General features: G+C 72.6%; 24 protein-coding genes. 1 reads left to right on the forward strand and 23 read right to left on the reverse strand.

The genetic code is table 11. From position 1 onward, the window contains the following. From AB5970_RS09460 to AB5970_RS09570, 23 genes are all read right to left on the reverse strand, one after another. Positions 1-884, reverse strand: an 884-nt coding sequence (locus tag AB5970_RS09460) for an RDD family protein (protein ID WP_370503683.1), incomplete at its 3' end; no start/stop codon positions are given. Positions 885-968: 84 nt separating this feature from the next. Further along, positions 969-1,967, reverse strand: a complete 999-nt coding sequence (locus AB5970_RS09465; RefSeq protein WP_370503790.1) for a polyprenyl synthetase family protein — start codon at positions 1,965-1,967, stop codon at positions 969-971. Positions 1,968-2,023: 56 nt separating this feature from the next. After that, entirely contained in the window at positions 2,024-3,718 is a 1,695-nt protein-coding gene (gene nuoN / locus AB5970_RS09470; RefSeq protein WP_370503684.1) for an NADH-quinone oxidoreductase subunit NuoN, read from the reverse strand. Next, complete coding sequence (locus AB5970_RS09475; protein ID WP_370503685.1) at positions 3,715-5,244, reverse strand: NADH-quinone oxidoreductase subunit M; 1,530 nt, start codon at positions 5,242-5,244, stop codon at positions 3,715-3,717. The genes nuoN and AB5970_RS09475 overlap by 4 nt, the downstream gene beginning before the upstream one ends. Positions 5,245-5,259: 15 nt before the next feature. Continuing rightward, the gene (nuoL, locus tag AB5970_RS09480; protein ID WP_370503686.1) at positions 5,260-7,245 is read right to left on the reverse strand and encodes an NADH-quinone oxidoreductase subunit L; all 1,986 of its coding nucleotides are present in this window, start codon (positions 7,243-7,245) and stop codon (positions 5,260-5,262) included. A 10-nt stretch (positions 7,246-7,255) separates the two neighbouring features. Next, positions 7,256-7,555 (reverse strand): NADH-quinone oxidoreductase subunit NuoK, encoded by a 300-nt coding sequence (gene nuoK / locus AB5970_RS09485; RefSeq protein WP_370503687.1) that lies wholly within the window; start codon positions 7,553-7,555, stop codon positions 7,256-7,258. Next, positions 7,552-8,490 (reverse strand): NADH-quinone oxidoreductase subunit J, encoded by a 939-nt coding sequence (locus tag AB5970_RS09490; RefSeq protein ID WP_370503688.1) that lies wholly within the window; start codon positions 8,488-8,490, stop codon positions 7,552-7,554. The genes nuoK and AB5970_RS09490 overlap by 4 nt, the downstream gene beginning before the upstream one ends. Beyond that, positions 8,487-9,338, reverse strand: a complete 852-nt coding sequence (nuoI, locus tag AB5970_RS09495) for an NADH-quinone oxidoreductase subunit NuoI (RefSeq protein ID WP_370503689.1) — start codon at positions 9,336-9,338, stop codon at positions 8,487-8,489. The genes AB5970_RS09490 and nuoI overlap by 4 nt, the downstream gene beginning before the upstream one ends. Continuing rightward, the gene (gene nuoH, locus AB5970_RS09500) at positions 9,331-10,680 is read right to left on the reverse strand and encodes an NADH-quinone oxidoreductase subunit NuoH (protein ID WP_370503690.1); all 1,350 of its coding nucleotides are present in this window, start codon (positions 10,678-10,680) and stop codon (positions 9,331-9,333) included. Before nuoH ends, nuoI begins: the two co-directional genes overlap by 8 nt. Continuing rightward, on the reverse strand, positions 10,677-13,256 hold the full coding sequence (locus AB5970_RS09505; protein WP_370503691.1) for an NADH-quinone oxidoreductase subunit G: 2,580 nt from the start codon (positions 13,254-13,256) through the stop codon (positions 10,677-10,679). The genes nuoH and AB5970_RS09505 overlap by 4 nt, the downstream gene beginning before the upstream one ends. Continuing rightward, positions 13,253-14,584: an NADH-quinone oxidoreductase subunit NuoF gene (gene nuoF / locus AB5970_RS09510; protein WP_370503692.1), complete on the reverse strand. Its 1,332-nt coding sequence runs from the start codon at positions 14,582-14,584 to the stop codon at positions 13,253-13,255. Before nuoF ends, AB5970_RS09505 begins: the two co-directional genes overlap by 4 nt. Then, positions 14,584-15,423 (reverse strand): NADH-quinone oxidoreductase subunit NuoE, encoded by an 840-nt coding sequence (nuoE, locus tag AB5970_RS09515; RefSeq protein WP_370503693.1) that lies wholly within the window; start codon positions 15,421-15,423, stop codon positions 14,584-14,586. Before nuoE ends, nuoF begins: the two co-directional genes overlap by 1 nt. Beyond that, positions 15,420-16,769 carry an NADH-quinone oxidoreductase subunit D gene (locus AB5970_RS09520; RefSeq protein ID WP_370503694.1) on the reverse strand — a complete coding sequence of 450 codons (1,350 nt, stop codon included), beginning with the start codon at positions 16,767-16,769 and terminating at the stop codon, positions 15,420-15,422. Before AB5970_RS09520 ends, nuoE begins: the two co-directional genes overlap by 4 nt. After that, on the reverse strand, positions 16,766-17,554 hold the full coding sequence (locus AB5970_RS09525) for an NADH-quinone oxidoreductase subunit C (protein ID WP_370503695.1): 789 nt from the start codon (positions 17,552-17,554) through the stop codon (positions 16,766-16,768). Before AB5970_RS09525 ends, AB5970_RS09520 begins: the two co-directional genes overlap by 4 nt. Then, positions 17,551-18,102: a NuoB/complex I 20 kDa subunit family protein gene (locus AB5970_RS09530; RefSeq protein WP_370503696.1), complete on the reverse strand. Its 552-nt coding sequence runs from the start codon at positions 18,100-18,102 to the stop codon at positions 17,551-17,553. Before AB5970_RS09530 ends, AB5970_RS09525 begins: the two co-directional genes overlap by 4 nt. Positions 18,103-18,129: 27 nt before the next feature. Continuing rightward, positions 18,130-18,492 (reverse strand): NADH-quinone oxidoreductase subunit A, encoded by a 363-nt coding sequence (locus AB5970_RS09535; protein WP_370503697.1) that lies wholly within the window; start codon positions 18,490-18,492, stop codon positions 18,130-18,132. A 46-nt stretch (positions 18,493-18,538) separates the two neighbouring features. After that, positions 18,539-19,789 carry a geranylgeranyl reductase family protein gene (locus tag AB5970_RS09540; protein ID WP_370503698.1) on the reverse strand — a complete coding sequence of 417 codons (1,251 nt, stop codon included), beginning with the start codon at positions 19,787-19,789 and terminating at the stop codon, positions 18,539-18,541. A 245-nt stretch (positions 19,790-20,034) separates the two neighbouring features. Next, positions 20,035-20,709, reverse strand: coding sequence for a hypothetical protein (locus AB5970_RS09545; RefSeq protein ID WP_370503699.1), 675 nt, complete (start codon positions 20,707-20,709; stop codon positions 20,035-20,037). After that, a complete protein-coding gene (locus AB5970_RS09550) occupies positions 20,706-21,461 on the reverse strand; it encodes a signal peptidase I (protein ID WP_370503700.1) in 756 nt (251 codons plus the stop codon). The genes AB5970_RS09545 and AB5970_RS09550 overlap by 4 nt, the downstream gene beginning before the upstream one ends. Positions 21,462-21,465: 4 nt before the next feature. Continuing rightward, positions 21,466-22,056 carry a hypothetical protein gene (locus AB5970_RS09555; protein ID WP_370503701.1) on the reverse strand — a complete coding sequence of 197 codons (591 nt, stop codon included), beginning with the start codon at positions 22,054-22,056 and terminating at the stop codon, positions 21,466-21,468. A gap of 23 nt (positions 22,057-22,079) precedes the next feature. Further along, positions 22,080-22,568, reverse strand: coding sequence for a hypothetical protein (locus AB5970_RS09560; RefSeq protein ID WP_370503702.1), 489 nt, complete (start codon positions 22,566-22,568; stop codon positions 22,080-22,082). A 12-nt stretch (positions 22,569-22,580) separates the two neighbouring features. Next, a complete protein-coding gene (locus AB5970_RS09565; RefSeq protein WP_370503703.1) occupies positions 22,581-23,129 on the reverse strand; it encodes an alternate-type signal peptide domain-containing protein in 549 nt (182 codons plus the stop codon). A gap of 206 nt (positions 23,130-23,335) precedes the next feature. After that, positions 23,336-24,031 (reverse strand): demethylmenaquinone methyltransferase, encoded by a 696-nt coding sequence (locus AB5970_RS09570; RefSeq protein WP_370503704.1) that lies wholly within the window; start codon positions 24,029-24,031, stop codon positions 23,336-23,338. 72 nt (positions 24,032-24,103) lie between these two features. Here AB5970_RS09570 and AB5970_RS09575 point away from each other — a divergent pair, with 72 nt between their 5' ends. Further along, the gene (locus AB5970_RS09575; protein ID WP_370503705.1) at positions 24,104-25,474 is read left to right on the forward strand and encodes an isochorismate synthase; all 1,371 of its coding nucleotides are present in this window, start codon (positions 24,104-24,106) and stop codon (positions 25,472-25,474) included. Positions 25,475-25,561 lie beyond the last annotated feature (87 nt).

Raw genomic sequence — 25,561 nt, forward strand, 5'->3', positions numbered from 1 at the left:
GCGGCGGGCGGGACGCCCGGCGCACCCGTCACGAGCACCGGCGCGACGGGCGGCTCGGCCGCGACGACCGGGCCGGCCGGCGGGTCCGGGACCACGCCCGGCTCCCCGGCGACCGGGTCGCCCATCGTGCGCGCCACGGCCGCGCTCCAGGCGGTGCTCGGCGCGGCGACCGGGGCCCGCGCGACCCTGCCGGCGCGGAGCACCAGCGTGCCGGCGGCCTTGTCGTGCCAGCCGCGCTGGGCCGGCGACGAGTCCCAGGCCCCCGAGACGACGACGATCCACTCCCCCACGAGGCACACGAGGAAGCCCACCGCGACGACCAGCTGCCGCACGAGGATCGCGAGCAGCCCGGCGGGGCGCCCGGTGCGCGACGAGACGGTCCGGATCCCGACGACCGCGTTGCCGACGGTCGCGCCGGTGGTGGCCTCCGCGACCCACTGCCCGATCCCCACCAGCAGGCCGAGCAGTCCGGGCAGGAGCAGGGCGACGCGCGTCGCGCCCGGGTCCGCCACCGACCCAGGGAGGTTGCCGGTGGCGGCGACGACCCCGTACCCGATGCCGTAGGCGACGAGCAGGACGAGGCCGTCGATCGCGAAGGCGAGCGCACGGCTGCCGATCGACGCGACGGAGCCCGGGGCCACCGGGTACGCGGTGCTCGGTGCCGCCACCGCACGGCGCGGGACGGGCCGGCTCTCGCCGGGCGGGGGCGTCGGGGCCAGCCCCACCGGTGCCGCCGCTACCGGCGTCGGCGCGCCGGACCGAACGGGCGCGAACGGCTCGGGGGCGCCGGCCACGCGCGCGCCGCAGTCGGCGCAGAACACCGCGCCCGGCTCGAGCGGCGCGCCGCACGTGCGGCAGGTCGCCCCGTGCGCTGGTGTGCTCACTGCTGACCTCCGGGACGCGGTGCGGGTTCGCGCCGCCATGGTGCCACGGGCGGATCGGCGGACGGAGGGGCGTTCACCCGATCGTCAGGCGGCCCGGTCCACCAGTGCGTCCGCGAACGAGACGAGCGCGTCCTTCACCGGCCCGGCGGGCAGCGGCTCCAGCTCGCGCACGGCCGCCTGCGCCAGCGTGACCGCGCGCCGGCGGGTCTCGTCGACGACCGCGTGCCCGCGCAGGGCGGCCACGGCGGTCGCCAGGTCGGCGTCGCCGGACAGGTCGCCGTCGAGCAGGGCGACCACGCGGCGGTCCTCGTCGGTGCCGTCCGGTCCGGCCGCGTGGGCGCGCAGCAGCAGCGCGGGCATGGTCGGCACGCGCTCACGCAGGTCGGTGCCCGGCGTCTTGCCGGTCACGTCGCCGTCCGAGGTGAGGTCGATGACGTCGTCGGCCAGCTGGAAGGCGACGCCGATCTTCTCGCCGAACCCGGTGACCGTGGCCACCACGTCGGGCGCGCAGCCGGCGAACATCGCCCCGAACCGCGCCGAGGTCGCGATGAGCGACGCGGTCTTGTCCGCGAGCACCTGCAGGTAGTGCGACACCCGGTCGTCCTCGGGCCGCGGGCCGACCGTCTCGTGCAGCTGGCCCAGGCAGAGCCGCTCGAACGTGGCCGCCTGGATGCGCACCGCGTCGGGACCCAGGCCGGCCACGGTCGCGGACGCGCGCGCGAACAGCAGGTCGCCTGTGAGGATGGCGACCGAGTTCCCCCAGACCTCGTGCGCCGCGGGGGCACCGCGGCGCAGGGGCGCGGAGTCCATGACGTCGTCGTGGTACAGCGTGGCCAGGTGCGTGAGCTCGACGACGACCGCCGCGTCGACCACCTCGCGCCGGGACCCGTCGCCCAGCTCGGCCGCCAGCAGGGTCAGCAGGGGCCGCAGGCGCTTGCCGCCCGCGTTGACCAGGTGGCGCGACGCGTCGTCGGCCAGCGGGTCCACGTTGGTCACGGCGTCCCGCAGCCGCTCCTCGACCAGCGCGAGGCGCACGGTCAACCGGTCGGCCAGGTCAGGATCGGCCAGCGGGAAGGCCGTCATCGTAGTCACGGCACGAACCTATCCCGGCGACGCGATCCCGCCGGACAGGCGGGCGGTCACGGCAGGAACGTCGCCACGTTCGAGATGAGGTCGAGGACCGGGGAGGGCGCGACGCCGAGCCCGATCGTGAGCACCGCGCAGACCGCGATCGCGACGACCGCGAAGCCCTCCGTGCCGACGACCGTCGTGCTGACCGTCGAGCGCGCCTCGGTGACCGGCACGGCCTCGACCGCGACGGCCGTGTCCCCCACCAGCGCGAAGCCCTCCGCGGTCGGCGCCAGCGCGGCCACCCCGGCGGTCTCGTCGTCGACCCCGGCGGGCTGCGTGAAGAACATCAGCACGATGATCCGCACGTAGAAGAACACCGCCACCGAGGACGCCAGCACGCCGATGAGCGCGAGCGGCCAGGCGCCGCCCTCGACCGCCGCGGAGAACACCGAGAACTTCCCCGCGAACCCGGCCGTCAGCGGGATGCCGGCGAACGACAGCAGGAAGAGGGCGAACGTCACCGCGAGGACCGGGTGGGTGCGGCCCAGGCCGGCCCACTGCGACAGGTGCGTGGCCTCCCCGAGGATCGGGCCGTCGCCGTCGGGGCCCGCGCTGCGCTCCCGGACCAGCCACACGATGCCGAACGCCCCGACGGTCGCGGCGCCGTAGACCAGCAGGTAGAAGAGCACCGCCACGATGCCGGCCTGGTTGAGCGCGATGATGCCGGTGAGGATGAACCCGGCGTGCGCGATCGAGGAGTACCCGAGCACGCGCTTCATGTCGGTCTGCACCAGGGCGGCGACCGTGCCGACGACCATCGTGAGGATCGCGACGGTCCACAGCACCACGCCGAGGTCCCACTGCAGGCCGGGCAGCACGGTGTAGACGACCCGCAGGAGCGCGCCGAACGCGGCGACCTTGGTGCAGGCGGCCATGAACCCGGTGATCGGCGTCGGGGCGCCCTGGTAGACGTCGGGCGTCCAGGTGTGGAACGGCACCGCACCGACCTTGAACAGCAGGCCGGACAGGATGAGCACCGACCCGACGAGCAGCACGCTGTCCAGTCCGCTCGGCGTCTGCGTCGCGGTGGCGATGTCGGAGTACCGCAGCGAGCCCGAGTAGCCGTAGACCAGCGCGATGCCGAAGAGCAGCAGCGCCGAGGAGAACGCGCCGAGCAGGAAGTACTTCATCGACGCCTCCTGCGAGAGCAGGCGCCGACGACGCGCCATGCCGGTGAGCAGGTAGAGCGGGAGCGAGAGCACCTCGAGCGCGACGAACAGCGTGAGCAGGTCACCGGCGGCGGGGAAGATCAGCATGCCGCCCGTGGCGAAGAGCACCAGGGGGTAGATCTCCGTCTGCTGCACGCCCTTGCGGCGCGCGAGCTCCTCGTACTCCGAGCCCGGCACGGCGGCGGCGTTGGGCGCGAACGCGTCCTCGCCGGTCTCCGTGCGGTCGGCGATGATCAGGAGCGCGAGCAGCGCCAGCAGCGCGATGGTGGCCTGCAGCACCAGCGTGGGGCCGTCGACCAGCAGCGACCCGCCCAGCACGACGGTGCCGCCGGTGGCGTCGACGCCGCTCCACAGGGCGGCGACCGCGATGATCGCGCCGAACAGCGCGGCGACCGCGAGCGAGAGCTGCACGGTCCGCCGCACGCGGGCGGGCACGAACGCCTCGACCAGCACGCCGAGCACCGCGGCGAGCAGCACGATGACGACGGGGCTCAGCGCCGCCCAGTCGACCGTGGGTGCGACGAAGTCGGTCACGGGTTGCTCCCCTCAGTTGCGGCGGTCGGCACGTCCTGCACCCCCACCTGCTCGAGCGTCACGGACGCGGGCGGCCGGACCAGGTCGAGCGCGGGACCGGGCACGAACCCGAACACGACCATCAGGCCGAGCAGCGGGGCGACCACCCACTTCTCCCGGGTGACGGCGTCCGGCATGGCGGCCAGCTCCGGGCGCACCGGGCCGGTGAAGATGCGCTGGTACGTCCAGAGCACGTAGATCGCGGCGAGCACGACGCCGAGGGTGGCGACGATCGCGGCCGCGGGATGACGGGCGAAGGTGCCGACGATCACCAGGAACTCGCTGACGAACGTCGACAGACCGGGCAGCGACAGCGCCGAGAGGCCCGCCACCAGGAACGTCCCGGCGATCACCGGCACGACCTTCTGCAGCCCGCCGAAGTCGGCGATCTGCTGCGACCCGCGCCGGGCCACGAGGAACCCGGCGATGAGGAACAGCGCGGCCGTCGAGAGGCCGTGGTTGACCATGTAGAACGACGAGCCGGCGATCGACGTGGTGGTGAACGCGAAGATGCCGAGGACGATGAACCCGAAGTGCGAGACCGACGTGTAGGCGATGAGCCGCATGAGGTCCTTCTGCCCGATGGCGAGCAGCGCCCCGTAGAGGATCGAGACCACGGCGAGCACGATGACCACGGGCGCGGCCCAGCGGGACGCGGCGGGGAACAGCGGCAGGCAGAGCGTGAGCATCCCGAACGTGCCGACCTTGTCCAGCACGCCGACCAGCAGGGTCGACGTGCCGGCCGGGGCCTGCTCGGCCGCGTCGGGCAGCCACGTGTGCACCGGGAACATGGGCGCCTTGATGGCGAACGCCAGGAAGAACGCGGAGAACATGAGCTTCTCGGTGGTCGAGCTCAGCGTGAGCCCGGTGAGGTTGTCGGTGAGGAAGCCCTGCGGGCCGCCCGGTCCCTGCAGGTACAGGGCGATCACGGCGACCAGCATGATCAGCCCGCCGGTCAGCGAGTAGAGCAGGAACTTCACGGCCGCGTACCGCCGCTGGAGCCCGCCGAACATGCCGATCATGAAGTAGACCGGGATGAGCATGGCCTCGAACAGGACGTAGAAGAAGAACACGTCCCGCGCGGAGAACACGGCCACGATGAACGCCTCGAGCAGCAGCACGAGGGCCAGGTAGCGGCGCAGCTGGTCGGTGGCGACGGTCAGGCTGCCCTGCTCGCGCCAGGCGGCGAGCACGACGAGCGGCACGATGAGCACCGACATGAGCACGAGCGAGAGCCCGACGCCGTCGACACCGACCGCGTAGGACACCCCGAAGGCGGGGATCCAGCCGTGGACCTCGGTGAGCTGGACGGCGCCGGCGTCGGCCACGTCGAAGGCGGTCAGGGCCGCGATCCCGAGCAGCAGCTCGAGCAGGGCGACGCCGAGCGCGACGGCGCGCGTGCGGCTGGCAGGGAGCACCCACAGAGCGACCGCGCCCAGGAGGGGCACGACGATGAGGGCGGTCAGCCAGGGGAAGGAGGACGACATCGGTGGGTGCACTCCTCAGTTCTGGATGACCAGGACGACGACGGCGAGGACGACGAGCCCGAGCAGCATCGACGCGGCGTAGGACCGGACGAACCCGGTCTGCAGCCGCCGCGCGAACGCGCCCAGCAGGACCGTGGACAGCCCGACGCCGGTGACGGTGCCGTCGATGACCGTGCGGTCCGCGTACACGAGCGAGCGCGTGAGCGCCTGGCCGGGCTCGACCAGCAGGACGTCGTTGACCGAGTCCTGGTAGAGGTCGACGCGCGCGGCCTGCGTGAGCGACGTGCCCACCGGCGGGATGACGGGGACCTGCGAGATCGCGTACCGGCGCCAGGCGATGACCACGCCGACGATCACGAGGCCGAGCGTGAGGACGGTCAGCACCCAGACGGGCAGCACCGGCTCCGCGTGCTCCGGGCTGCCGAGCACCGGGGAGAGCCAGTCGACGAACCGGTTGCCCATGTTGAGGAAGAAGCCGAGGCCCACCGAGCCGATGGCCAGCACGATCATGGGCCAGGTCATGAGCTTCGGGGACTCGTGCGGGTGCTGGGCGCTGCCGTCGCGCTTGGTGGACCAGCGGCGCTCGCCCTCGAACGTCATGAAGAACAGCCGCGACATGTAGAACGCGGTGATCCCGGCCGCCAGCATGGTGATGCCGCCGAACACCCAGGCCCGCCACGGCGACCCGTCGACCGGCACGAACGCCGCCTCGATGATCTTGTCCTTGCTGAAGAACCCCGAGAACGGCGGGATGCCGATGATCGCCAGCCAGCCGGCCATGAAGGTCAGCCAGGTGATCGTCATGTACCGCGCGAGCCCGCCGAAGCGGCGCATGTTCACCTGGTCGTCCATGCCGTGCATGACCGACCCCGCGCCGAGGAACATCCCGGCCTTGAAGAAGCCGTGCGTCAGCAGGTGGAAGATCGCGAACGCGTAGCCCACCGGGCCGAGCCCGGCGGCCAGGATCATGTAGCCGATCTGCGACATGGTCGACGCGGCCAGCGCCTTCTTGATGTCGTCCTTGGCGCAACCGACGATCGCCCCGAATAGCAGGGTGATCGCGCCGACGATGACCACGACCAGCTGGGCCGTGGGCGCGGCGTCGAACAGGGGTGCCGACCGGACGATGAGGTAGACGCCGGCGGTCACCATGGTCGCGGCGTGGATGAGAGCGGACACCGGCGTCGGGCCGGCCATGGCGTCGCCGAGCCAGGACTGCAGCGGGAACTGCGCCGACTTGCCGCACGCGGCCAGCAGGAGCATGAGCCCGATCGCCGTCAGAGTGCCCTGGCTCACCGAGCCGTCGACGCCGCTGAGCACGGTGCCGAAGTCCACGGCGCCGAACGTCGCGAACATCAGGCCGAGCGCGATGATCAGGCCCACGTCGCCGATGCGGTTGGCCACGAAGGCCTTCTTGGCGGCGACCGCGTACTCGGTGTTGTGGTTCCAGAACCCGATGAGCAGGTAGGACGCCAGGCCGACGCCCTCCCAGCCGACGAAGAGCAGCAGGTAGCTGTCGGCCAGCACCAGGATGAGCATCGCCGCGACGAACAGGTTGAGGTAGGCGAAGAACCGCCGCCGGTCGACGTCGTGGTCCATGTACGCCACGGCGTAGACGTGGATCAGGGTGCCGACGAACGTCACCAGCAGCACGAACGTCATCGACAGCGGGTCGAGCCGCATGCCGGCGTCGAGGTGGAACGCGCCCGCGTCGATCCAGGTGCCCAGGTGGACGTCGAGCACGCGCGCGTCGGCGGGCTTGCCCAGCATGGTCACGAAGACGATCGCGGCCACGACGAACGAGGCGGCCGAGGCGAGCACGCCGAGCCAGTGGCCCCAGCGGTCCGACCGGCGTCCCGCCAGCAGCAGCACCGCGGCGCTCAGCAGCGGCAGGCCGACCAGCAGCGGGGCGACGAGCAGGACGCCCTCGCCCACCGTCGTCGCCGCGGGGGCGACCGTGTCCGTGGGCAGGCTCGCCACGAGAGTTGTCAGGGTGTGCACGTCCCGCCCCTCAGCTCTTCAACAGGTTGATGTCGTCGACCGAGGCCGAGCGTCGGGTGCGGAAGATCGCCACGATGATCGCCAGCCCGACGACCACCTCGGCGGCGGCGACGACCATGACGAAGAACGCCATGACCTGCCCCGTGAGGTTGCCGTGGATGCGGGAGAACGTGACCAGGGTGAGGTTCGACGCGTTGAGCATGAGCTCGACGCCCATGAACACGATGATCGCGTTGCGCCGGAGCAGGACCGTGGTCGCGCCGATCGAGAAGAGGATCGCCGAGAGCACGAGGTAGTGGGTCAGGCTCACTTGCCCTCCTCCTGTCCGATGACGCCGGCCGGACCGGTGGACGGCCCGTCCTGGCCGGTGTCCGTGACCGCGGCGCCGGGCTGGGGGGCGTTGACGGACGCCCCCGCCGGAGCGGCCTCGGGCGGGGGTGTCCCCCCGCCGCGGACCACCGACGCACCGGCGAGCACGCGCTCGGTGCGGGCCGCGAACTCCTCGGCGTCGGCCTCCTGCCCGCGGATGCGCAGCACGCGCGGCACGGAGATCTCGAGCGGCTGACCGTCCGGGCCCAGGGCCGGGACGTCCATCGCGTTGTGGCGGGCGTACACGCCCGGGGCGGGCAGCGGCGTGAGGATGGCGCCGGCGGCCACGCGGGCGTCGGCCCGCTCCCTCTGCCCGACGCGCGGCGTGAGCCGCTGCCGGTGCGTGAGCACGAGCGCGCCCAGCGCCGCGGTGACCAGCAGGGCGCCGACGACCTCGAACGCGAACACGTACTGCCCGAAGATGATGTGCGCGACGCCGGTCGGGTTCTGCGACGACAGCTCGCCGGCCAGCCCGAACACCTTGCCGTAGGTCGCGCGGCCGATCACGCCGACCAGCACCACGCCGAGCCCGACGCCCGCCAGCAGCCCGATCCAGCGCTGCCCGCGGATGGTCTCCACCAGCGAGTCGGAGGAGTCGACGCCGACCAGCATGAGCACGAAGAGGAAGAGCATCATCACGGCGCCGGTGTAGACGACCACCTGCACGACCCCGAGGAACACCGCGTCCTGCGCGACGTACAGGAACGCGAGCGAGATCATCACGACGACCACCGCGAGCGCCGCGTGCACGGCCTTCTTGGCGAACAGCAGCCCGAGGGCGGCGAGCACCATGATCGGGCCGAGGGTCCAGAACAGGACCGCCTCGGCCGTCGTCGTCTTCCCCGACTCGAGCAGGGTCGTGGCCAGCGCGCTCATCGGGTGCCCTGCTTCGACGCGGCGGCGACCGTCGCGGCCATCACCGCGGCCGTGGGACCGGGCACGTTGGCCGCGTCCAGGCCCGCGCCGCCGGGCAGCGTCGGGTCGTCGGGCCGGTGCTCCGTGACCCACGCGACCTGGGCCGGCGTGGAGCCGGTGACCTCGCCGCGGTAGTAGTCGGTGTCGGTGGTGCCCTCGACCATCGGGTGGGGCGCCTGCAGCATGCCGCTGCGCAGCGGGGCCAGGAGGTCCTGCTTCTCCCAGATCATCCCGGCGCGCGTCGGGCCCGCCAGCTCGTACTCGTTGGTCATGGTCAGCGCGCGCGTCGGGCACGCCTCGATGCACAGCCCGCAGAAGATGCAGCGCAGGTAGTTGATCTGGTAGACGCTGCCGTACCGCTCCCCCGGCGACCGCTGGTTGTCGGGGGTGTTGTCCGCGCCCTCGACGTAGATCGCGTCGGCGGGGCAGGCCCAGGCGCACAGCTCGCAGCCGATGCACTTCTCCAGGCCGTCGGCGTACCGGTTGAGCTGGTGGCGCCCGTGGTAGCGCGGCTTGGCCGGCACCTTCTCGGACGGGTACTGCTCGGTGACCGTCGGCCGGAACATGTTCGAGAGCGTCACGCCGAACCCGCCCACCGGGGCGAACAGGTCGGAGAGCGCTCCGCGGGGCTCGATGAGCGACTGGTAGCCGGCGGGCTCGGGCGTGCCGACCTCGCCCGCGGGCTTGCGCGGCGCGACGGCCTTGCCCGTGGCGGGCGGCGCGGCCTTGCGGGCCGGCGCCGGCTGTCCGGCCGCGGGCTTGCGGGCGGGGCCCTTGCCCTGCGGGGCGGGCTTGCGGGGCTCAGCCACCGTGCACCTCCTGGGTGACCTGGGGGGTCGTCGACGTCTCGTCCTCGGCCTCGGCCGCGGCTTGCGCGCGTCGCTTGCGGGGCGACGGCGGGAGCACCTGGCCGGGCAGCGGCGGCACGGGGTAGCCGCCGGCGTAGGGGTCGTACACCTGCGGGCCGGGCGGGCGCCTGGGCCCGGTCGGCTGCTTCTTCTCCGGGATGAGGAAGGAGACGATCAGCCCGACCAGCACGATGCCGGCGAGCACGAACAGGATCGAGCGCAGGTCGAGGCCGGAGAACTGCCGCACGCCCTGCACGGCGCCGACGCAGACCACCCAGATGAGCGCGGCCGGGATCAGCACCTTCCAGCCGATCTTCATGAACTGGTCGTACCGGAACCGCAGCACCGAGCCGCGGATCCACACGAAGACGAACATGAAGAACCAGAGCTTGGCCAGGAACCACAGCACGGGCCACCAGCCGTGGTTGAACATGCCGTCGTTGATGGCGGAGATCGGCCAGGGGGCGCGCCAGCCGCCGAGGAACAGCGTGGTCGCCACGGCCGAGACGTTGAGCATGTTGATGTACTCGGCGAGGAAGAACCAGGCGAACTTCATCGACGAGTACTCGGTCATGTAGCCCGACACCAGCTCGCCCTCGGCCTCGGGGAGGTCGAACGGCAGGCGGTTGGTCTCCCCGACCATCGAGATCAGGTAGATGACGAACGCGGGCAGCAGCGGCAGGAACCACCACACCGCGGTCTGCGACGTCACGATCCCCGAGGTCGACATCGACCCGGCGAGGATGAACACGCTGACCAGCGACAGGCCCATCGCGAGCTCGTAGCTGATGACCTGCGCGGTGGACCGGACCGAGCCGAGCAGCGGGTACGTCGAGCCCGAGGACCAGCCGCCGAGCACGATGCCGTACACGCCCACCGAGGCGCACGCGAGGATGTAGAGGACGGCCACGGGGAAGTCGGTGAGCTGCAGCGGCGTGAGGATGCCGAACAGGTCGACCTGCGGCCCGAACGGGATGACGGCGAACACCAGCAGCGAGCAGAACACCGCGATCATGGGCGCCACGATGTAGACGAGCTTGTCGGCCGCCTTGACCGTCATGTCCTCCTTGACCAGGAGCTTCATGGCGTCGGCGAGCGACTGCAGCAGGCCGAAGGGGCCGTGCACGTTGGGGCCGGGCCGCACCTGCATGCGGGCGACCACCTTGCGCTCGAACCAGATGGCGATGAGCACGCTGGTCAGCAGGAACACGACGATGGCGACGGCCTTGATCAGCCAGATCCACCACGTGTCGTTGCTGAAGTCCGCGGTGACCGGAGGGACGGCCTCGGTGATGAGCCTCATGCGCGGGCCTCCAGGTGGTGCGGTCCGGGCGCGAGCCGGACCAGGTCGCCGGCGTCGGCGTGCAGGGCGTCGCGGATGCCGAGACCGACCGCGTTCGTCGGCACCCACACCACGTGGTCCGGCATGTCGGTGAGGACCACGGGCAGCACGATCGTGCCCGCATCGGTGGACACGCTGAGGCTCCCGCCGTCCGACACGCCGACCGCGGCGGCGGTCCCGGCCGAGATGCGGGCGACCGCGCGCTTGGCGGTGCCCGCCAGGAACGGCTCGCCCGACTGCAGGCGACCGCCGTCGAGCAGCTGGTGCCACGTGGCGAGCACGGCGGAGCCCGGCGCGACGGCGGGGGGCTCGGCGGCGGACACGGCCGGCGCGTCCACGCGCGCACCGTCCCAGCCGCCCAGCTGGTCCAGCTCGGCGTGCACGGCGGCGAGCGTCTGCAGCCCGAGCTCGACGCCCAGGGCGTCGGCCAGCCGGTCCAGCACACGGTGGTCCGCCATCGAGTGCGAGACCAGCGCCTGCGGGAACGGGCGCGGGCGCCCCTCCCACGTGACGAACGTGCCGGGCTTCTCGGTCGGCGGCGCGACGGGCAGGACCACGTCGGCACGCTCGGTCACCTCGGAGTGCCGGACCTCGAGCGAGACCAGGAACGTGACCTTGTCGAGCGCCTCGCGGGCGATCGCCGGGTCGGGCAGGTCGGCCGGCTCGAGGCCGCCGACGACGAGCCCGCCCAGCAGGCCGGCGCGCGCGGCGGCCAGGATCTCGGACGTCGACCGGCCGGGCTCGGCGGGCAGGTGCTCGACGCCCCACGCCGCGGCGAGGTCGACGCGCGCGGCGGAGTCGGCGACCGGGCGTCCGCCGGGCAGCAGCGACGGCAGCAGGCCGGCCTCGACCGCGGACCGCTCGCCCACGCGACGCGGCACCCACGCCAGGCGGGCCCCGGTGCGCTGCGCGAGCCGCACGGCCGCGGAGAACCCGCCGGGCACGCCGGCCAGGCGCTCGCCGACGAGCACCAGCGCGCCCTCGGTGCCCAGCAGCGAGGCCGCCTCCGCCAGCGCGGAGTCGGTCCCGATGCCGTCGAGGACCTCCGCCTCGGTGCCGGGTGCGGCGGGCAGCAGGGTGCCGGACAGGCGCTGGAGCCCACGGCTCTCGAGCGCGGCGACCGACAGCACCCGCGTCTTGTGGGCGATCGCCGCGTTGCGCAGGCGCAGGAACGCGATGCCCGCCTCCTCCTCGGCCTCGAGGCCGACGAGCAGCACGGCGGGAGCGCGGTCGAGGTCGGCGAACGTGACCTCGAGCGTGCGACCGGCGACGTGGTGGCCGAGGAAGGTCTCCTCCTCGGCCGAGTGCGGGCGGGCGCGGCCGTCGACGTCGTTGGTGCCCAGGGCCACGCGGGCGAACTTGCCGTACGCGTAGGCGTCCTCGAGCGTCAGGCGGCCGCCCGGCAGCACGGCGACGCCGATCGCGGTGTCGCGCGGGTCGTCGGGAGCCTGCGCGGCGCGCAGGCCGGCCGCGGCGACGTCGAGCGCCTCGACCCAGCTGGCGGGCTCGAGCTCGCCGTCCGCGTTGCGCACGAGCGGGGTGGTGATGCGGTCGGGCGCGGACTGCCAGGTGAACGCGAACCGGTCCTTGTCGGTGATCCACTCCTGGTTCACCACCGGGTCCTCGCCGGCGAGGCGGCGCAGCACGACGCCGCGGCGGTGGTCGATGCGGATGGCCGAGCCCTGCGAGTCGTGTTCGCCGATGCCGGGCGTGGAGACCAGGTCGAACGGGCGCGACCGGAACCGGTACGCCGCGCTGGTCAGGGCGCCGACCGGGCAGATCTGCACGGTGTTGCCGGAGAAGTACGAGGCGAACGGGCGGCCCGAGGTGTCCTCGGCGGCGGCACCCAGGGGCGCCTCCCCGTCGAAGCCCAGCACGGCGGTGTCGAACGTGCCGATCTGCTGGTTGGCGCCGCGCTTCTGCAGGTCGATGAAGACGTCGCCCGCGATCTCCTCGGAGAACCGCGTGCAGCGCTGGCACAGGATGCAGCGCTCCCGGTCCAGCAGGATCTGCGTCGAGACCGCGATCGGCTTGGGGAACGTGCGCTTGACGTCGACGAACCGCGTGCTGGCGCGGCCGTTGCTCATCGCCTGGTTCTGCAGGGGGCACTCGCCGCCCTTGTCGCAGACGGGGCAGTCGAGCGGGTGGTTGATGAGCAGCAGCTCCATCACGCCGTGCTGGGCCTTGTCGGCCTCGGGCGAGGTGTGCTGCGTCTTGACCTGCATGCCGGGCGTGGCCTCGAGCGTGCAGCTGGCCTGCGGCTTGGGCATCTTGGCCAGGGCGCCGTCGCGGCCCGGTGCCCAGACCTCGACCAGGCACTGGCGGCAGGCGCCCGCCGGGGCGAGCAGGGGGTGGTCGCAGAACCGGGGGATCTGGATGCCGAGCTGCTCGGCGGCGCGGATGACCAGCGTGCCCTTGGGCACCGCGGTCTCGATGCCGTCGACGGTGAAGGTCACCAGCTCGCCCTCGGGCGCGGCGGGCGCGACCGGTGCGGCCGGGACGAGGGACGTCGTCGGCCCGGAGGACAGGATCGTCATGCGTGGACCCCCGCGAGGACGTGCTTCGGCGTGTAGGCGAACAGGCTGCTCGCCTCGGGCGGGAACAGGACGTCGGCGGGGGTGTGCGTCCCCGCCTCGAACTCCTCGCGGAAGTACTGCACGGCCGAGGTGATCGGGCTGGTGGCGCCGTCGCCGAGGGCGCAGAACGCCTTGCCGAGGATGTTGTCGCACAGGTCGAGCAGCAGGTCGATGTCGGCGTGCGTGCCCTGGCCGGCCTCGATGCGCTGCAGCACCTGCGTCAGCCAGTACGTGCCCTCGCGGCACGGCGTGCACTTGCCGCAGGACTCGTGCTTGTAGAACTCGGTCCAGCGCGTGACGGCCCGGACCACCGAGGTGGTCTCGTCGAAGATCTGCAGCGCGCGCGTGCCCAGCATCGAGCCCGCCGCGCCCACCGACTCGTAGTCCAGCGGCACGTCGAGGTGCTCGGCGGTGAAGATCGGCGTCGACGAGCCGCCGGGCGTCCAGAACTTCAGCTCGTGGCCCTCGCGGATGCCGCCCGCCATCTCCAGCAGCTCGCGCAGCGTGATGCCCAGGGGCGCCTCGTACTGCCCCGGGCGGGTCACGTGGCCCGACAGGGAGAACAGCCCGTGGCCGGTCGACCTCTCGGTGCCCATCGACTTGAACCAGTCGGAGCCGCCCACGACGATGCCCGGCACCGACGCGATCGACTCGACGTTGTTGACCACGGTCGGGCGCGCGTACAGGCCGGCGACCGCGGGGAACGGGGGCTTGAGCCGCGGCTGGCCGCGCAGGCCCTCGAGCGAGTCGAGCAGCGCCGTCTCCTCGCCGCAGATGTACGCGCCCGCGCCCGCGTGCAGCGTGATCTCCAGGTCGAACCCGGAGCCCAGGATGTCCGTGCCGAGGTAGCCGGCCGCACGGGCCTCCTCGATGGCGAGCAGCAGCCGGCGGTACACGTGCACCACCTCGCCGCGCACGTAGAGGAACGCGTGGTGGCAGCCGATGGCGTAGCTGGTGATGATCATGCCCTCGATCAGGTGCTGCGGGCTGGCCATCATCAGGGGGATGTCCTTGCAGGTCCCCGGCTCGGACTCGTCCGCGTTGACCACGAGGTAGCGGGGGCCGCCGTCGGGCGCGGGCAGGAAGCCCCACTTCATGCCCGTCGGGAAGCCCGCTCCCCCGCGGCCGCGCAGGCCGGAGTCCTTGACCATGGTGACGACGTCGGCCGCCTGCATGCCGATCGCGCGGCGCAGCCCGCGGTAGCCGCCGGCCGCCTCGTACGACGCGAGCGTCCACGAGCGGTCGGCGTCCCACGTGTCCGTGAGCACCGGGGTGAGGGTCGTCGCCATCACGACTCCTTCGCGTCGTCGGTGGACTTCTTCTTCTGCTCCGCCGCCGGGGAGACGTCGGCGGGCGTCGTGGCCGGGCGCTCGGCGCTCGACTGCTCGGCGCCCACCTTCGGCGCGTGGGAGCCGCCGGGAGCAGCGGCGGCCGAGCCGTCGGGGAACTCCGGCGCCGTCCAGCCCTCGGCGCGGGCGAGCTCGAGCCCGCGCAGCGTCGGCACACCCGCGCCGACGCCCTCGTCGGCCCGACCGTCACCGAAGCCCGCGAGCACGCGGGACATCTCCTTGAACGAGCAGACGCTGCTCGCGCCGCGCGTGGGGACCACGGGCTTGCCAGCGGCGAGGTCGTCGGCGATCTGCCGGGCGCTGTCGGGCGTCTGGTTGTCGAAGAACTCCCAGTTGACCATCACCACCGGCGCGTAGTCGCAGGCCGCGTTGCACTCGACGCGCTCGAGCGTGATGACGCCGTCGTCGGTGGTCTCGTCGTGCCCGACGCCCAGGTGGTCCGAGAGCTCCTCCCAGATCGCGTCGCCGCCCATGATCGCGCAGAGCGTGTTGGTGCAGACGCCGACCGTGTAGGTGCCGTTCGGGTGCCGCTTGTACTGCGTGTAGAACGTGGCGACCGCGGACACCTCGGCGGTGGTCAGGCCCAGGTGGGCCGCGCAGAACGCGATCCCGCGGGGGCTGACGTAGCCGTCCTCGGACTGCACCAGGTGCAGCATCGGCAGCAGCGCCGAGCGCGCCTGCGGGTAGCGGGCCACGATGACGTCCGAGTCGGCCGTGAGGCGCGCGTGCGTCTCGGCGTCGTAGCTCGTCCTGTGAGTCCGACCGGTCTCGATGCTCATCGGTCCACCCCTCCCAGCACCGGGTCGAGCGACGCGACGGCGACCACGACGTCGGCCACCTGCCCGCCCTCGCACATGATCGACGTGGCCTGCAGGTTGTTGAACGAGGGGTCCCGGAAGTGCGCGCGGTACGGGCGCGTCCCGCCGTCGGACACCAGGTGCACGCCGAGCTCGCCGCGGGGGTGCTCGACGGTCTGGAACACCTGCCCGGCCGGCACGCGGAAGCCCTCGGTGACCAGCTTGAAGTGGTGGATCAGGGCCTCCATCGAGGTACCCATGATCTCGCGGATGTGGTCGAGCGAGTTGCCCATGCCGTCGGACCCGATGGCCATCTGCGCAGGCCAGGCGATCTTCTTGTCCGCGACCATGACCGGTCCGGGGCCGATCTTCTGCAGGCGGTCCAGGGTCTGCTCGACGATCCGCATCGACTGGTAGCACTCCTCGAGCCGCAGCACGAGGCGCCCCCACGAGTCGGCCGACTGCGCGACCGGGACCTCGAAGTCGTAGGTCTCGTAGCCGCAGTACGGGTTCGCCTTGCGCACGTCGTACGGCAGGCCGGCCGACCGCAGCACCGGACCGGTGATGCCCAGGGCCATGCAGCCGGACAGGCCGAGGTAGCCCACGTCCTTGAGCCGCAGGTGCAGGATCGGGTTGGCCATCATCAGGTCTTCGAGCTGCTTGAAGTAGCCGCGGATGACCACCAGCGCCTCGCGGATCGTGTCGATCGCGCCCGGCGGGATGTCCTGCGCGACGCCGCCGGGGCGGATGTACGCGTGGTTCATGCGCAGGCCGGAGATCAGCTCGAAGATCTTGAGGATCTCCTCGCGGGCCGTGAAGCCCACGGTCATGATCGTCGTCGCGCCCAGCTCGTTGCCGCCCGTGGCCAGGCAGACCAGGTGCGACGTGATCCGGTTGAGCTCCATCATCAGCACGCGGATGACCGTCGCCCGCTCGGGGACGTCGTCCGTGATGCCCAGCAGCTTCTCGACCGCGAGGCAGTACGCCGCCTCCTGGAACAGCGGGGCCACGTAGTCCATGCGCGTGCAGAAGGTCACGCCCTGGGTCCAGGTGCGGAACTCCATGTTCTTCTCGATGCCGGTGTGCAGGTAGCCGATGCCCGCGCGGGCCTCGGTCACCGTCTCGCCGTCGATCTCGAGCATGAGCCGGAGCACGCCGTGGGTCGACGGGTGCTGCGGACCCATGTTGACGACGATCCGCTCCTCGCCGAGGCGGGCGGCCTCCTCGGCGATCTCGGACCAGTCGCCGCCGGACGCCTCGAAGGACGGGACGCCCTCGGTGTCGGAGTCCACCACGTGCGCGGTGGAGCGGGGTGTCTGGGTGGTCATCGGTACGACCTCCGCTGGTCCGGGGGCGGCACGGTGGCGCCCTTGTACTCGACCGGGATGCCCCCGAGGGGGTAGTCCTTGCGCTGCGGGTGGCCCGGCCAGTCGTCGGGCATCTCGATGCGGGCCAGACCCGGGTGACCGTCGAAGATCATCCCGAAGAAGTCGAAGGTCTCGCGCTCGTGCCAGTCGTTGGCCGGGTACACCGAGACCGTCGACGGCAGGTGCGGGTCGGCGTCCGGGACCGCGACCTCGAGCCGCAGGCGGCGCGAGTGGGTCACCGAGACCAGGTGGTAGACGGCGTGCAGCTCGCGGCCGGCGTCGTGCGGGTAGTGCACGCCCGAGACGCCGAGACTCAGCTCGAACCGCAGGTCCTGGTCGTCCCGGAGCGCCTGGGCCACCTCGACGATGTGCTCCCGCGCGACGTGCAGCGTGAGCTCCTCACGGTCCACGACCACGGACTCGACGGCGGCGGCGTAGGTCGTGCCGGACTCGTCGAGCACCTCGGTGAGGATGTCGACGACCTCGTCGAACCAGCCGCCGTACGGCCGCTCGCTCGGGCCCGGCAGCGCGATCGCGGTGACCAGTCCGCCGTACCCGGAGGTGTCGCCGGAGCCGGACGCGCCGAACATGCCGCGGCGGACGTCGACCACCTCGATCTGCGGCCGCCCCTCGGCGGGGACGTTCTGCGAGCCGGCCTCGAGCGCGGCCTCGCTGGTGGGCTGCGCGGCCGTCGTCGCGTCGCCCGGCTTCGCGGCGTCGGCGGCGTCGGTCTTCTCGTCCGTCACTTGAGCAGCCCCGTCATCTGCGACGTCGGCGTCGCGGCCAGCGCGGCGGCCTCGGCGGCGGCGGCCGCGGCCTTGCGGTTGCCGCCGAGCGGCTCGTTCTCGATCTGCTCGTGCAGCGCGAGGATCGCGTTGATGAGCATCTCGGGCCGCGGCGGGCAGCCGGGCAGGTAGATGTCGACCGGGACGATGTGGTCGACGCCCTGCACGATCGCGTAGTTGTTGAACATGCCGCCCGAGCTCGCGCAGACGCCCATCGAGAGGACCCACTTGGGCTCGGACATCTGGTCGTAGACCTGGCGGACCACGGGCGCCATCTTCTGGCTCACCCGGCCGGCGACGATCATGAGGTCGGCCTGGCGCGGGGACGCGCGGAACACCTCCATGCCGAACCGCGAGATGTCGAACCGGCTGGCGCCGGCGGCCATCATCTCGATCGCGCAGCAGGCCAGGCCGAACGTGACCGGCCACAGCGACGCCTTGCGGAAGTACCCGACCAGGTCCTCGACCGTGGTCAGCAGGAACCCGGACGGTGCCTCTTCGATGCCCATCTCAACACTCCTTCGCGGACGACGAGATCAGTCCCACTCGAACCCGCCGCGCTTCCACTCGTAGACGAACGGCACCGTGATGATCACCAGGAACCCGATCATCGCGACCAGGCCGAACAGGGCCAGGTCCGCGAAGCTCACGGCCCACGGGTAGAGGAAGACCACCTCGATGTCGAAGATGATGAAGGTCATCGCGACCAGGTAGTACTTGATGGGGAAGCGGCCGCCGCCGATGGCGTGCGGGGTGGGCTCGATGCCGCACTCGTACGCCTCGAGCTTGGCGCGGTTGTACCGCTTGGGGCCGAGGATGACGCTCGAGCCCACGCCGCCGAGGGCGAGCACGGCGGCGATGCCCATGAGGAAGAGCAGCGGGACGTACGGGTTGCTCATCGCGCGTCACTCCACTTCGTTGTGGTGGCCTTGCGGCCGGCGGGGTTCATGCTGCGGGGGCGATCCGGGCCAGGCCGGCGATCACCCGGTCCACCAGGTCACCGCCCCTCGGCTCGTAGCAGTCGGACAGGAGCTTGAGAACGAACTTCATCACGAGCGGTCGCGGCAGACCGTACCGCGTGCACACCCGCATGACCTCCGGGTGCTCGATCAGCCGGACGAAGACGCGGCCCAGCGTGTAGTAGCCGCCGAGGTCGTCCTTCATGCGGCCCTGGTACGTGGCGAACGCGCGCTCGCGGCCCGCGGCCGTGCCGCGCGCGAGTCCCTGCGCGATGGCGTCGGCCGCGACCCGGCCCGCCTGGAGCCCGTACGCGATGCCCTCGCCGTTGAACGGGCTGATCATCCCGGCCGAGTCGCCCGCGAGCATGAGGCCGTTGCCGTACAGCGGACCGCGGTTGAACCCCATGGGCAGGGCCGCGCCCTTGACGGGTCCCACCTGGTTGTCGGGCGTGAACTCCCACTCGGCGGGCACGTGGCGCATCCAGGTGGCGAACAGCTTCTTGTAGTCGACCTTGGTGGGCGCCGCCGTCGAGGCCACCGAGCCGAGCCCGACGTTCGCGGTGCCGTCGCCCAGCGAGAAGATCCAGCCGTACCCGGGCATCAGGTTGTCGTCGTCGTCCCGGAGCTCGAGGTGGCTCTCCATCCACGGGTCGTCGTGGCGCGGCGTCCGGAAGTAGGTGCGCACCGCGACCCCCATGGGGCGGTCCATGCGCTTCTCCAGGCCGATCCCCGTGGCCAGCCGCGCGGACACCCCGTCGGCCGCGATGACCACCGGCGCGCGGTAGGTGACGGTCTCGCCGTCGAGCTTGGCGTGCACGCCGACCACCCGGCCCGAGCGCTCGTCGCGCACCGGTCCCGTGACGGTGGTGCGCTCCTGCAGCTTGGCGCCCGCGGCGCGCGCGTGGTCCGCGAGCGTGTGGTCGAGCGACGTGCGCGCCTTGGCCAGGCCGTACGACGGGTAGCTCGACAGCTCCGGCCACGCGAGCTCGAGGCGGTGCCCTCCGCCGATCACGCGCAGGCCCACGTTGCGGATCCAGCCGTCCTGCTCGCGGATCGGCAGCCCCATGCGCACCAGCTCGGCCACCGCCCGGGGGGTCAGGCCGTCCCCGCAGACCTTGTCGCGGGGGAACTCCGCCTTCTCGAGCAGCAGCACGTCCAGGCCCGCGGAGGCGCAGTGGAACGCGGCGGCGGACCCGGCTGGGCCCGCGCCGACGACGATGACGTCCGCGTCATCCATCGCTGCTACCACCACTCGTGACCCCACTTGTGACGACGTTCACGTACTGCTCCGGCGAGTGTAACCAGCACCCCTGGGGCTGTCTGCGAAGGCTTGGCTTACTTCTCGGGAGGGGGTGAAGAACGCGGCCTGATCTGCCGGTTGACCACCGACGAGAACCCGGGACGGGCGGGCGGTCGAGCACCGGGCAGGCCCATTCTTCACCCGTGCGGCCGTGTCCGGTCGAGCGGCCGGGAACCTGCGGCTCAGTCCTCGGCGCGGCGGGACCGGCGACGGGCCGCCAGGAGCAGGATGCCGACGCCGACCGCGGCGAACGAGGCCCCCACGGCACCGGCGACGTCGGCGCCCGTGTGGGCGAGGCCGCCGCCGGACGTCGGACGCCCGTGGGGGGTGGCGCGTGCTGCCGCACTCGTCGGAGCGGCCGCCGGCGGAGCGACGACCGGGGCGCCGACGGCCTGGACGAGGGTCACGGAGTCGAGCACGGTGGCGGCGCTGACGCTGCTGGCCACGTGCGACGACGCGGCGAACGTCACGACGAGCGGGATGCGCAGGGTGGCACCGGGGGCGAGCTCGGGGCCCTGCCAGCTGGTGCCGCCCGCGACGGCCACGCCGTCGATGGTGAGGGACAGGTCGCCCGCGAGGGTGCCCGGGACGGCACCCAGGTCGTCGGAGACCTCCAGCCCGACCCGCGCGCGGTCGCCGGACTCGTTGCGCACCCAGAGCGCCGACGAGATGACGTCCCCCGGCACCACGACGCTGGGCGACCCGAACAGTGCGCCCGGCAGCGTCGCCGCCCAGGTCACCCCGTCGGTCGAGAGCGCGAGCGGGTCGGCGGCCCGGGCAGCTGCGGCGGGCAGCACGGTCAGGACGGCGGCGAGCACACCGATCCCGGCCAGCAGGCCGCGCCGGGCGCCCCTCACCGGGACCGCCTGCTCGCCAGGACGACACCGACGGCCAGGCCGACCAGCACCACGGCGACCGCCACCGCTCCCGGCGCCACCCGGACCTCGGACCGGTCGGCGACGCGCTCGATCGCGACGGTCGGGAGCGCCACCGGGGCGGCAGCCGTCTCGACGACGACGTCCGACCCCTCCGTCTCGCCGATCCGCCGACGCCGGAGCCGGTCACGCGCGCCCGTCCCGACGAGCACGAGGCCGTAGAGGATCAGGGCCGCGGCGACCGACTTGAGCAACCACCCCGGCCGGTTGATCCCGACCCAGGTGTTCAGGTAGCCGAGGTACGGCACGTGGTACGCGACCACGCCGCGGACCTGGACCGCGCGCACGGCCGGGTCGATGGCGTTGTTGGCGTCCCCGCGCGTGAGGAACTGACGCTCGCCGTCCGAGCGGAAGCCGATGCCGACCACCCGGTGCGTGACGACCTCGGGCTGGTTCGAGTGGATCTGGTAGGTCACCACGTCGCCGATCGCGATGTCGTCGGTCGAGACCGGACGCGTCACGACGAGGGTCCCCGGCGGCATCGTCGGGTTCATGCTGCCGGTCAGCACCGTGAACGGCGTGGCGCGCATCGCCAGCGGGACGACGATCATCACGAGCGCGAGCAGGACGACGGTCGCGAGGGCCGCGCCGGACACGACGTCGAGCACGGCCCGCCGCAGGCCGAGGCGCTCGTCGGCCGGGGCCGGGGCGCTCTCGTCGGAGATCGTCGTCACGTCGTCACCCCGCTCCGCACGAGAGCTCGTAGTAGGTCCAGACGAAGAACGTCTTGCGGGTCGCCGTCACGGCGACGGCGCCGATCGGCGCCGACGTCCACGACGTCTGAGCGAAGTCCGCCACCGTCATCACCCGGATCGAATAGGTGGTGGTCGCGGAGGGCGCGAGGTCGGTGTTGAGGACGGCGGTGGTCAGGGGTGACGCTGCGTCGGCGACGTACTTGTCCTTGACCGTGCTGTCGGACCCGGTCAGCCGAACCACGTAGCGGCGGGTCGAGCCGGCCGGCATCGTCCCCGTCGCGGCGTTCCACGACACGTCGACCCGGTTGTTGTACAGGCCCCAGACGTCGTTCGTCGCCTGCGGCACGCAAGTGACCGTGCCGGTCGGCTGCGGCACGACGACGGTCGACGCCGTCACCGAGGCGAGCGTCGAGGTGACCTGCCACCAGGCCCACGCGCCGCCGGACCCCACGAGCACGAGCGCGGCGACCGTGGCGAGGACCACGGCCGTCCGGCCGCGCCACCGGGCAGCGCGAGCACCCGACCGGACGAGCACGGGGCTCACCGGGTCCGGCTGTCGCGACGACTCGGTCACGCTCGCTCCCCTGCGTCGGATGGTCACTTCGTGGACTGGTTCTGCGCCTTCACCGTGATCGCCACGGCCGGCGTGACCGACTGCGCGGAGCTCGGCGCGGTGGCGGCCAGGGTGGCCGTCACGCAGACGTAGACCGTCGACCCGGCGGGCTGGGTCGCGCTCCACGCGTCGGCGGGGATGGCCGTGGCTCCGCAGGTCCCCGGAGCCCCGGTCGTGCTCGTGTACGTGATGGCCAGGCCCGGCATCGTCTCCGCGCCCGTGACGGACGGCAGCATGTACTGCCACCGCCCGTTGCCCGAGTGGGTCAGCTTGGCGATGCCCGAGCGGGTGGTCCCCGGCAGCAGCCCGGAGAGCGTCGGCGCCGTCGTCCACGTCGCGCTCAGGCCCATCGTCCCCGCGCGAAGCGTGGCCGCCGAGCCCAGGGTGATCGTGCGCGACCACGCGCCGTAGGCCGCGGAGCTCCCGACGAGCAGGAGCGCCGCGGCCACGGCGACGGTGAGGCGGACGCGCATGACCGGGGTCGGTCAGGGAATCTGGGTGACGGTGATCGTGGCGTCAGCCAGCGAGACGTTGCCGGTCTGGAACGTGGTCCCGGTGGTCGAGCTCGGGAACGTGATCGTGTACGTCACGGTGAAGGTGAACGTGGTCGACGCGTTGCTGCCGCCGGTGCTCACCGTGAAGTTGGTGCCGTTGGCCACCACGGTGGCCGGAGCCGTCGGGGCGGTGTTGGTGAAGGTCGAGGCGACCGTCAGCGGGCTGCCGGTACCCAGGGCCCCGCCGCTGAGGACGACGTCCGCCTTCAGGTGGTTGCCCTTGGCCGCCACCGTGAACGTGCGGGTGACCGAGACGACGTCGCCCGGGACGATGACGTCCGTGGCCGGCGCGAACGCCGTGGCGTCGGCCCACTTCCAGCTGGCGGCGCCGGTCGGCGTCGCCGTCAGGGAGCCCGACGTGATGCTCGCGTTGGTCCCCAGGGTCGTCGACGTGTTCCAGTACGCCATGGTCCCCGCGCCGCCCAGCAGCAGCGCCACACCGGCGCCTACCGCGATGGCGCCCTTCGTTGTCTTTCGCATGTCCGTGCCTCCCGTAGCCGTGGCCGGCTACACCACCGGCGTGGAAAGCCTCGGGACCTGGACCGACGTCCATTAACCAGACGGGCCGTCTTCGCCCGGAGTCGGAGAGTCATGAGGGGGCTTCCACCCAGCACTTTTCGGAGTCCGCGGCACGGACGAACCACAATCCGGCAGATCGCCCTACGGCCGAACGGGTGATCGGCTCACTAGGCCGATCGGGTGCCCCGGTGGAGGGCGACGATGCCGCCCGAGAGGTTGCGGTAGGCCACCTGGCCCCAGCCGGCGTGCTTGATGAGCAGGCCCAGGGCGTGCTGGTCGGGCCACTCGCGGATCGACTCGGCGAGGTACACGTACGCGTCCGGCTCCTTGGACACCGCGCGCGCGACCGGTGGAAGGGCGCGCATGAGGTAGTTCTGGTACACCACCCGGAACGGCGCGAAGGTGGGCCGGGAGAACTCGCAGACCACGAGCCGCCCGCCCGGCTTGGTCACCCGCAGCAGCTCGTCGAGGGCCGCCGGCACGTCGCTGACGTTGCGCAGCCCGAACGACATCGTCACCGCGTCGAACGACTCGTCGGCGAACGGCAGGTGCAGCGCGTCGCCGGCGACGAACGCGAGGTCCGGCCGGCGCCGCTTGCCCACGTCGAGCATGCCGACGGAGAGGTCGCACGCGACGACCCGCACGCCGGCGTCCGCCATCGGCTCGGACGACGTGCCGGTGCCGGCCGCGAGGTCGAGGACCGTCTCCCCCGGCTGGGCGTCGAGCGCCTTGAGGGTCGCCTTGCGCCACGCCCGGTCCTGGCCGAGCGAGATGACGTCGTTGGTCCGGTCGTACCGGTGGGCCACGGCGTCGAACATGGCGGCGACGTCCTGGGGGTCCTTGTCGAGGGAGGCGCGGGACATGTGTCCATCGTCGCAGGTCCGGAGCGCCCCTACGACAGGGCGGACCCGTCCGCCAGGCATACGCTGGCATCGATGAGCACGCAGACCTCCGCCCCCGCGGACGCGGTCCCGCACCCGCTCGTGGTCCGCACGGTCGCGCTGGACGCGCTCGGCGGGACCACGAGCCCTGCGGGCGCGGACCCTGTGGGCCTTTCCGACCCCCTCGACCTGCTCGGCCTCCTGCCGTCGCAGGCCCCGCTCGCGTGGGTGCGCCGCGGCGACGGCCTGGTCGCGTGGGGCGAGACGCTCCGCATCGAGGTGCGCGGCGCCGACCGGTTCGCCGACGCCGAGCGCGCCTGGAACGCCGTGCTCGCGCGCGCGATCGTCCGCGACGAGGTGCAGGCGCCCGGGACCGGACCCGTGGCCTTCGGCTCCTTCGCGTTCGACGACGACTCCCCGGCCGGAGGCGTGATCGTCGTGCCGCGCGTCGTGGTCGGTCGGCGCGCCGGCCGCACCTGGCTCACCACGATCACCACGGGCGCCCGCCTGCGCGCGGCGCCGCAGCTCGCGGACGTGGTCGGCCCGCGCGTGCCGCCGGTCGAACCCGGCGAGGTCGTCTACACCGACGGCGCCGTGAGCGCCGACGGGTGGCGCGACGTGGTCGCTGCCGGCATCGCCGCCATCCGGGCGGGCGACGTCGAGAAGGTGGTCCTGGCGCGGGACGTGCACGCGCGGACCGAGCACCCGCTCGACGTGCGGTGGGCCCTCGAGCGGCTGGCCACCGAGTACCCCTCCTGCTGGACGTTCAGCGTCGACGGCCTCCTGGGTGCCACGCCCGAGCTGCTGGTCCGCTCCGAGAAGGGCCTGGTCACCTCCCGGGTCCTGGCGGGGACCATCCGGCGCACGGGCGACGACGCGGCCGACATGGCCCGCGCCGCGATCCTGGCGCACTCGTCCAAGGACCTGGAGGAGCACGAGTACGCGGTGACCTCCGTGGCGCACGCGCTCGAGCCGTTCTGCTCCTCCACCAACGTGCCGGACGTGCCGTTCGTCCTGCACCTGCCCAACGTGCTGCACCTGGCCTCGGACGTCACGGGCGTGCTCACCGCGCCCAGCGGCGACGCGGCCCACCCGTCCTCGCTCGCGCTGGCCGCCGCGCTGCACCCGACGGCAGCCGTGTGCGGCACACCGACCACCGCGGCGCGCGAGCTCATCCGGTCCATCGAGGGCATGGACCGCGCGCGGTACGCCGGCCCCGTGGGCTGGCTCGGCGCGGACGGCGACGGCGAGTGGGGCATCGCCCTGCGGTCCGCCCAGGTCGACGCGGCCGACCCGCGCAGCGTCCGGCTGTTCGCCGGCTGCGGCGTCGTGGCCGCCTCCGACCCGCCCGCCGAGCTGGCGGAGTCCGAGGCCAAGCTGGTCCCGATGCGGTACGCACTCGGCCGGGACGCCGGCGGTAGCTGACGTCCCGGCCGAGTGGCCGTGTCCCTGACCGCAGGGGAGGCGGTGGGACGGCGTGCGGTCCGGGGGGAAGGACCGCGGGGTGCGGGC

Origin of the sequence: Cellulomonas sp. ICMP 17802, from assembly GCF_041295535.1 — a bacterium.
Lineage (GTDB): Bacteria > Actinomycetota > Actinomycetes > Actinomycetales > Cellulomonadaceae > Cellulomonas.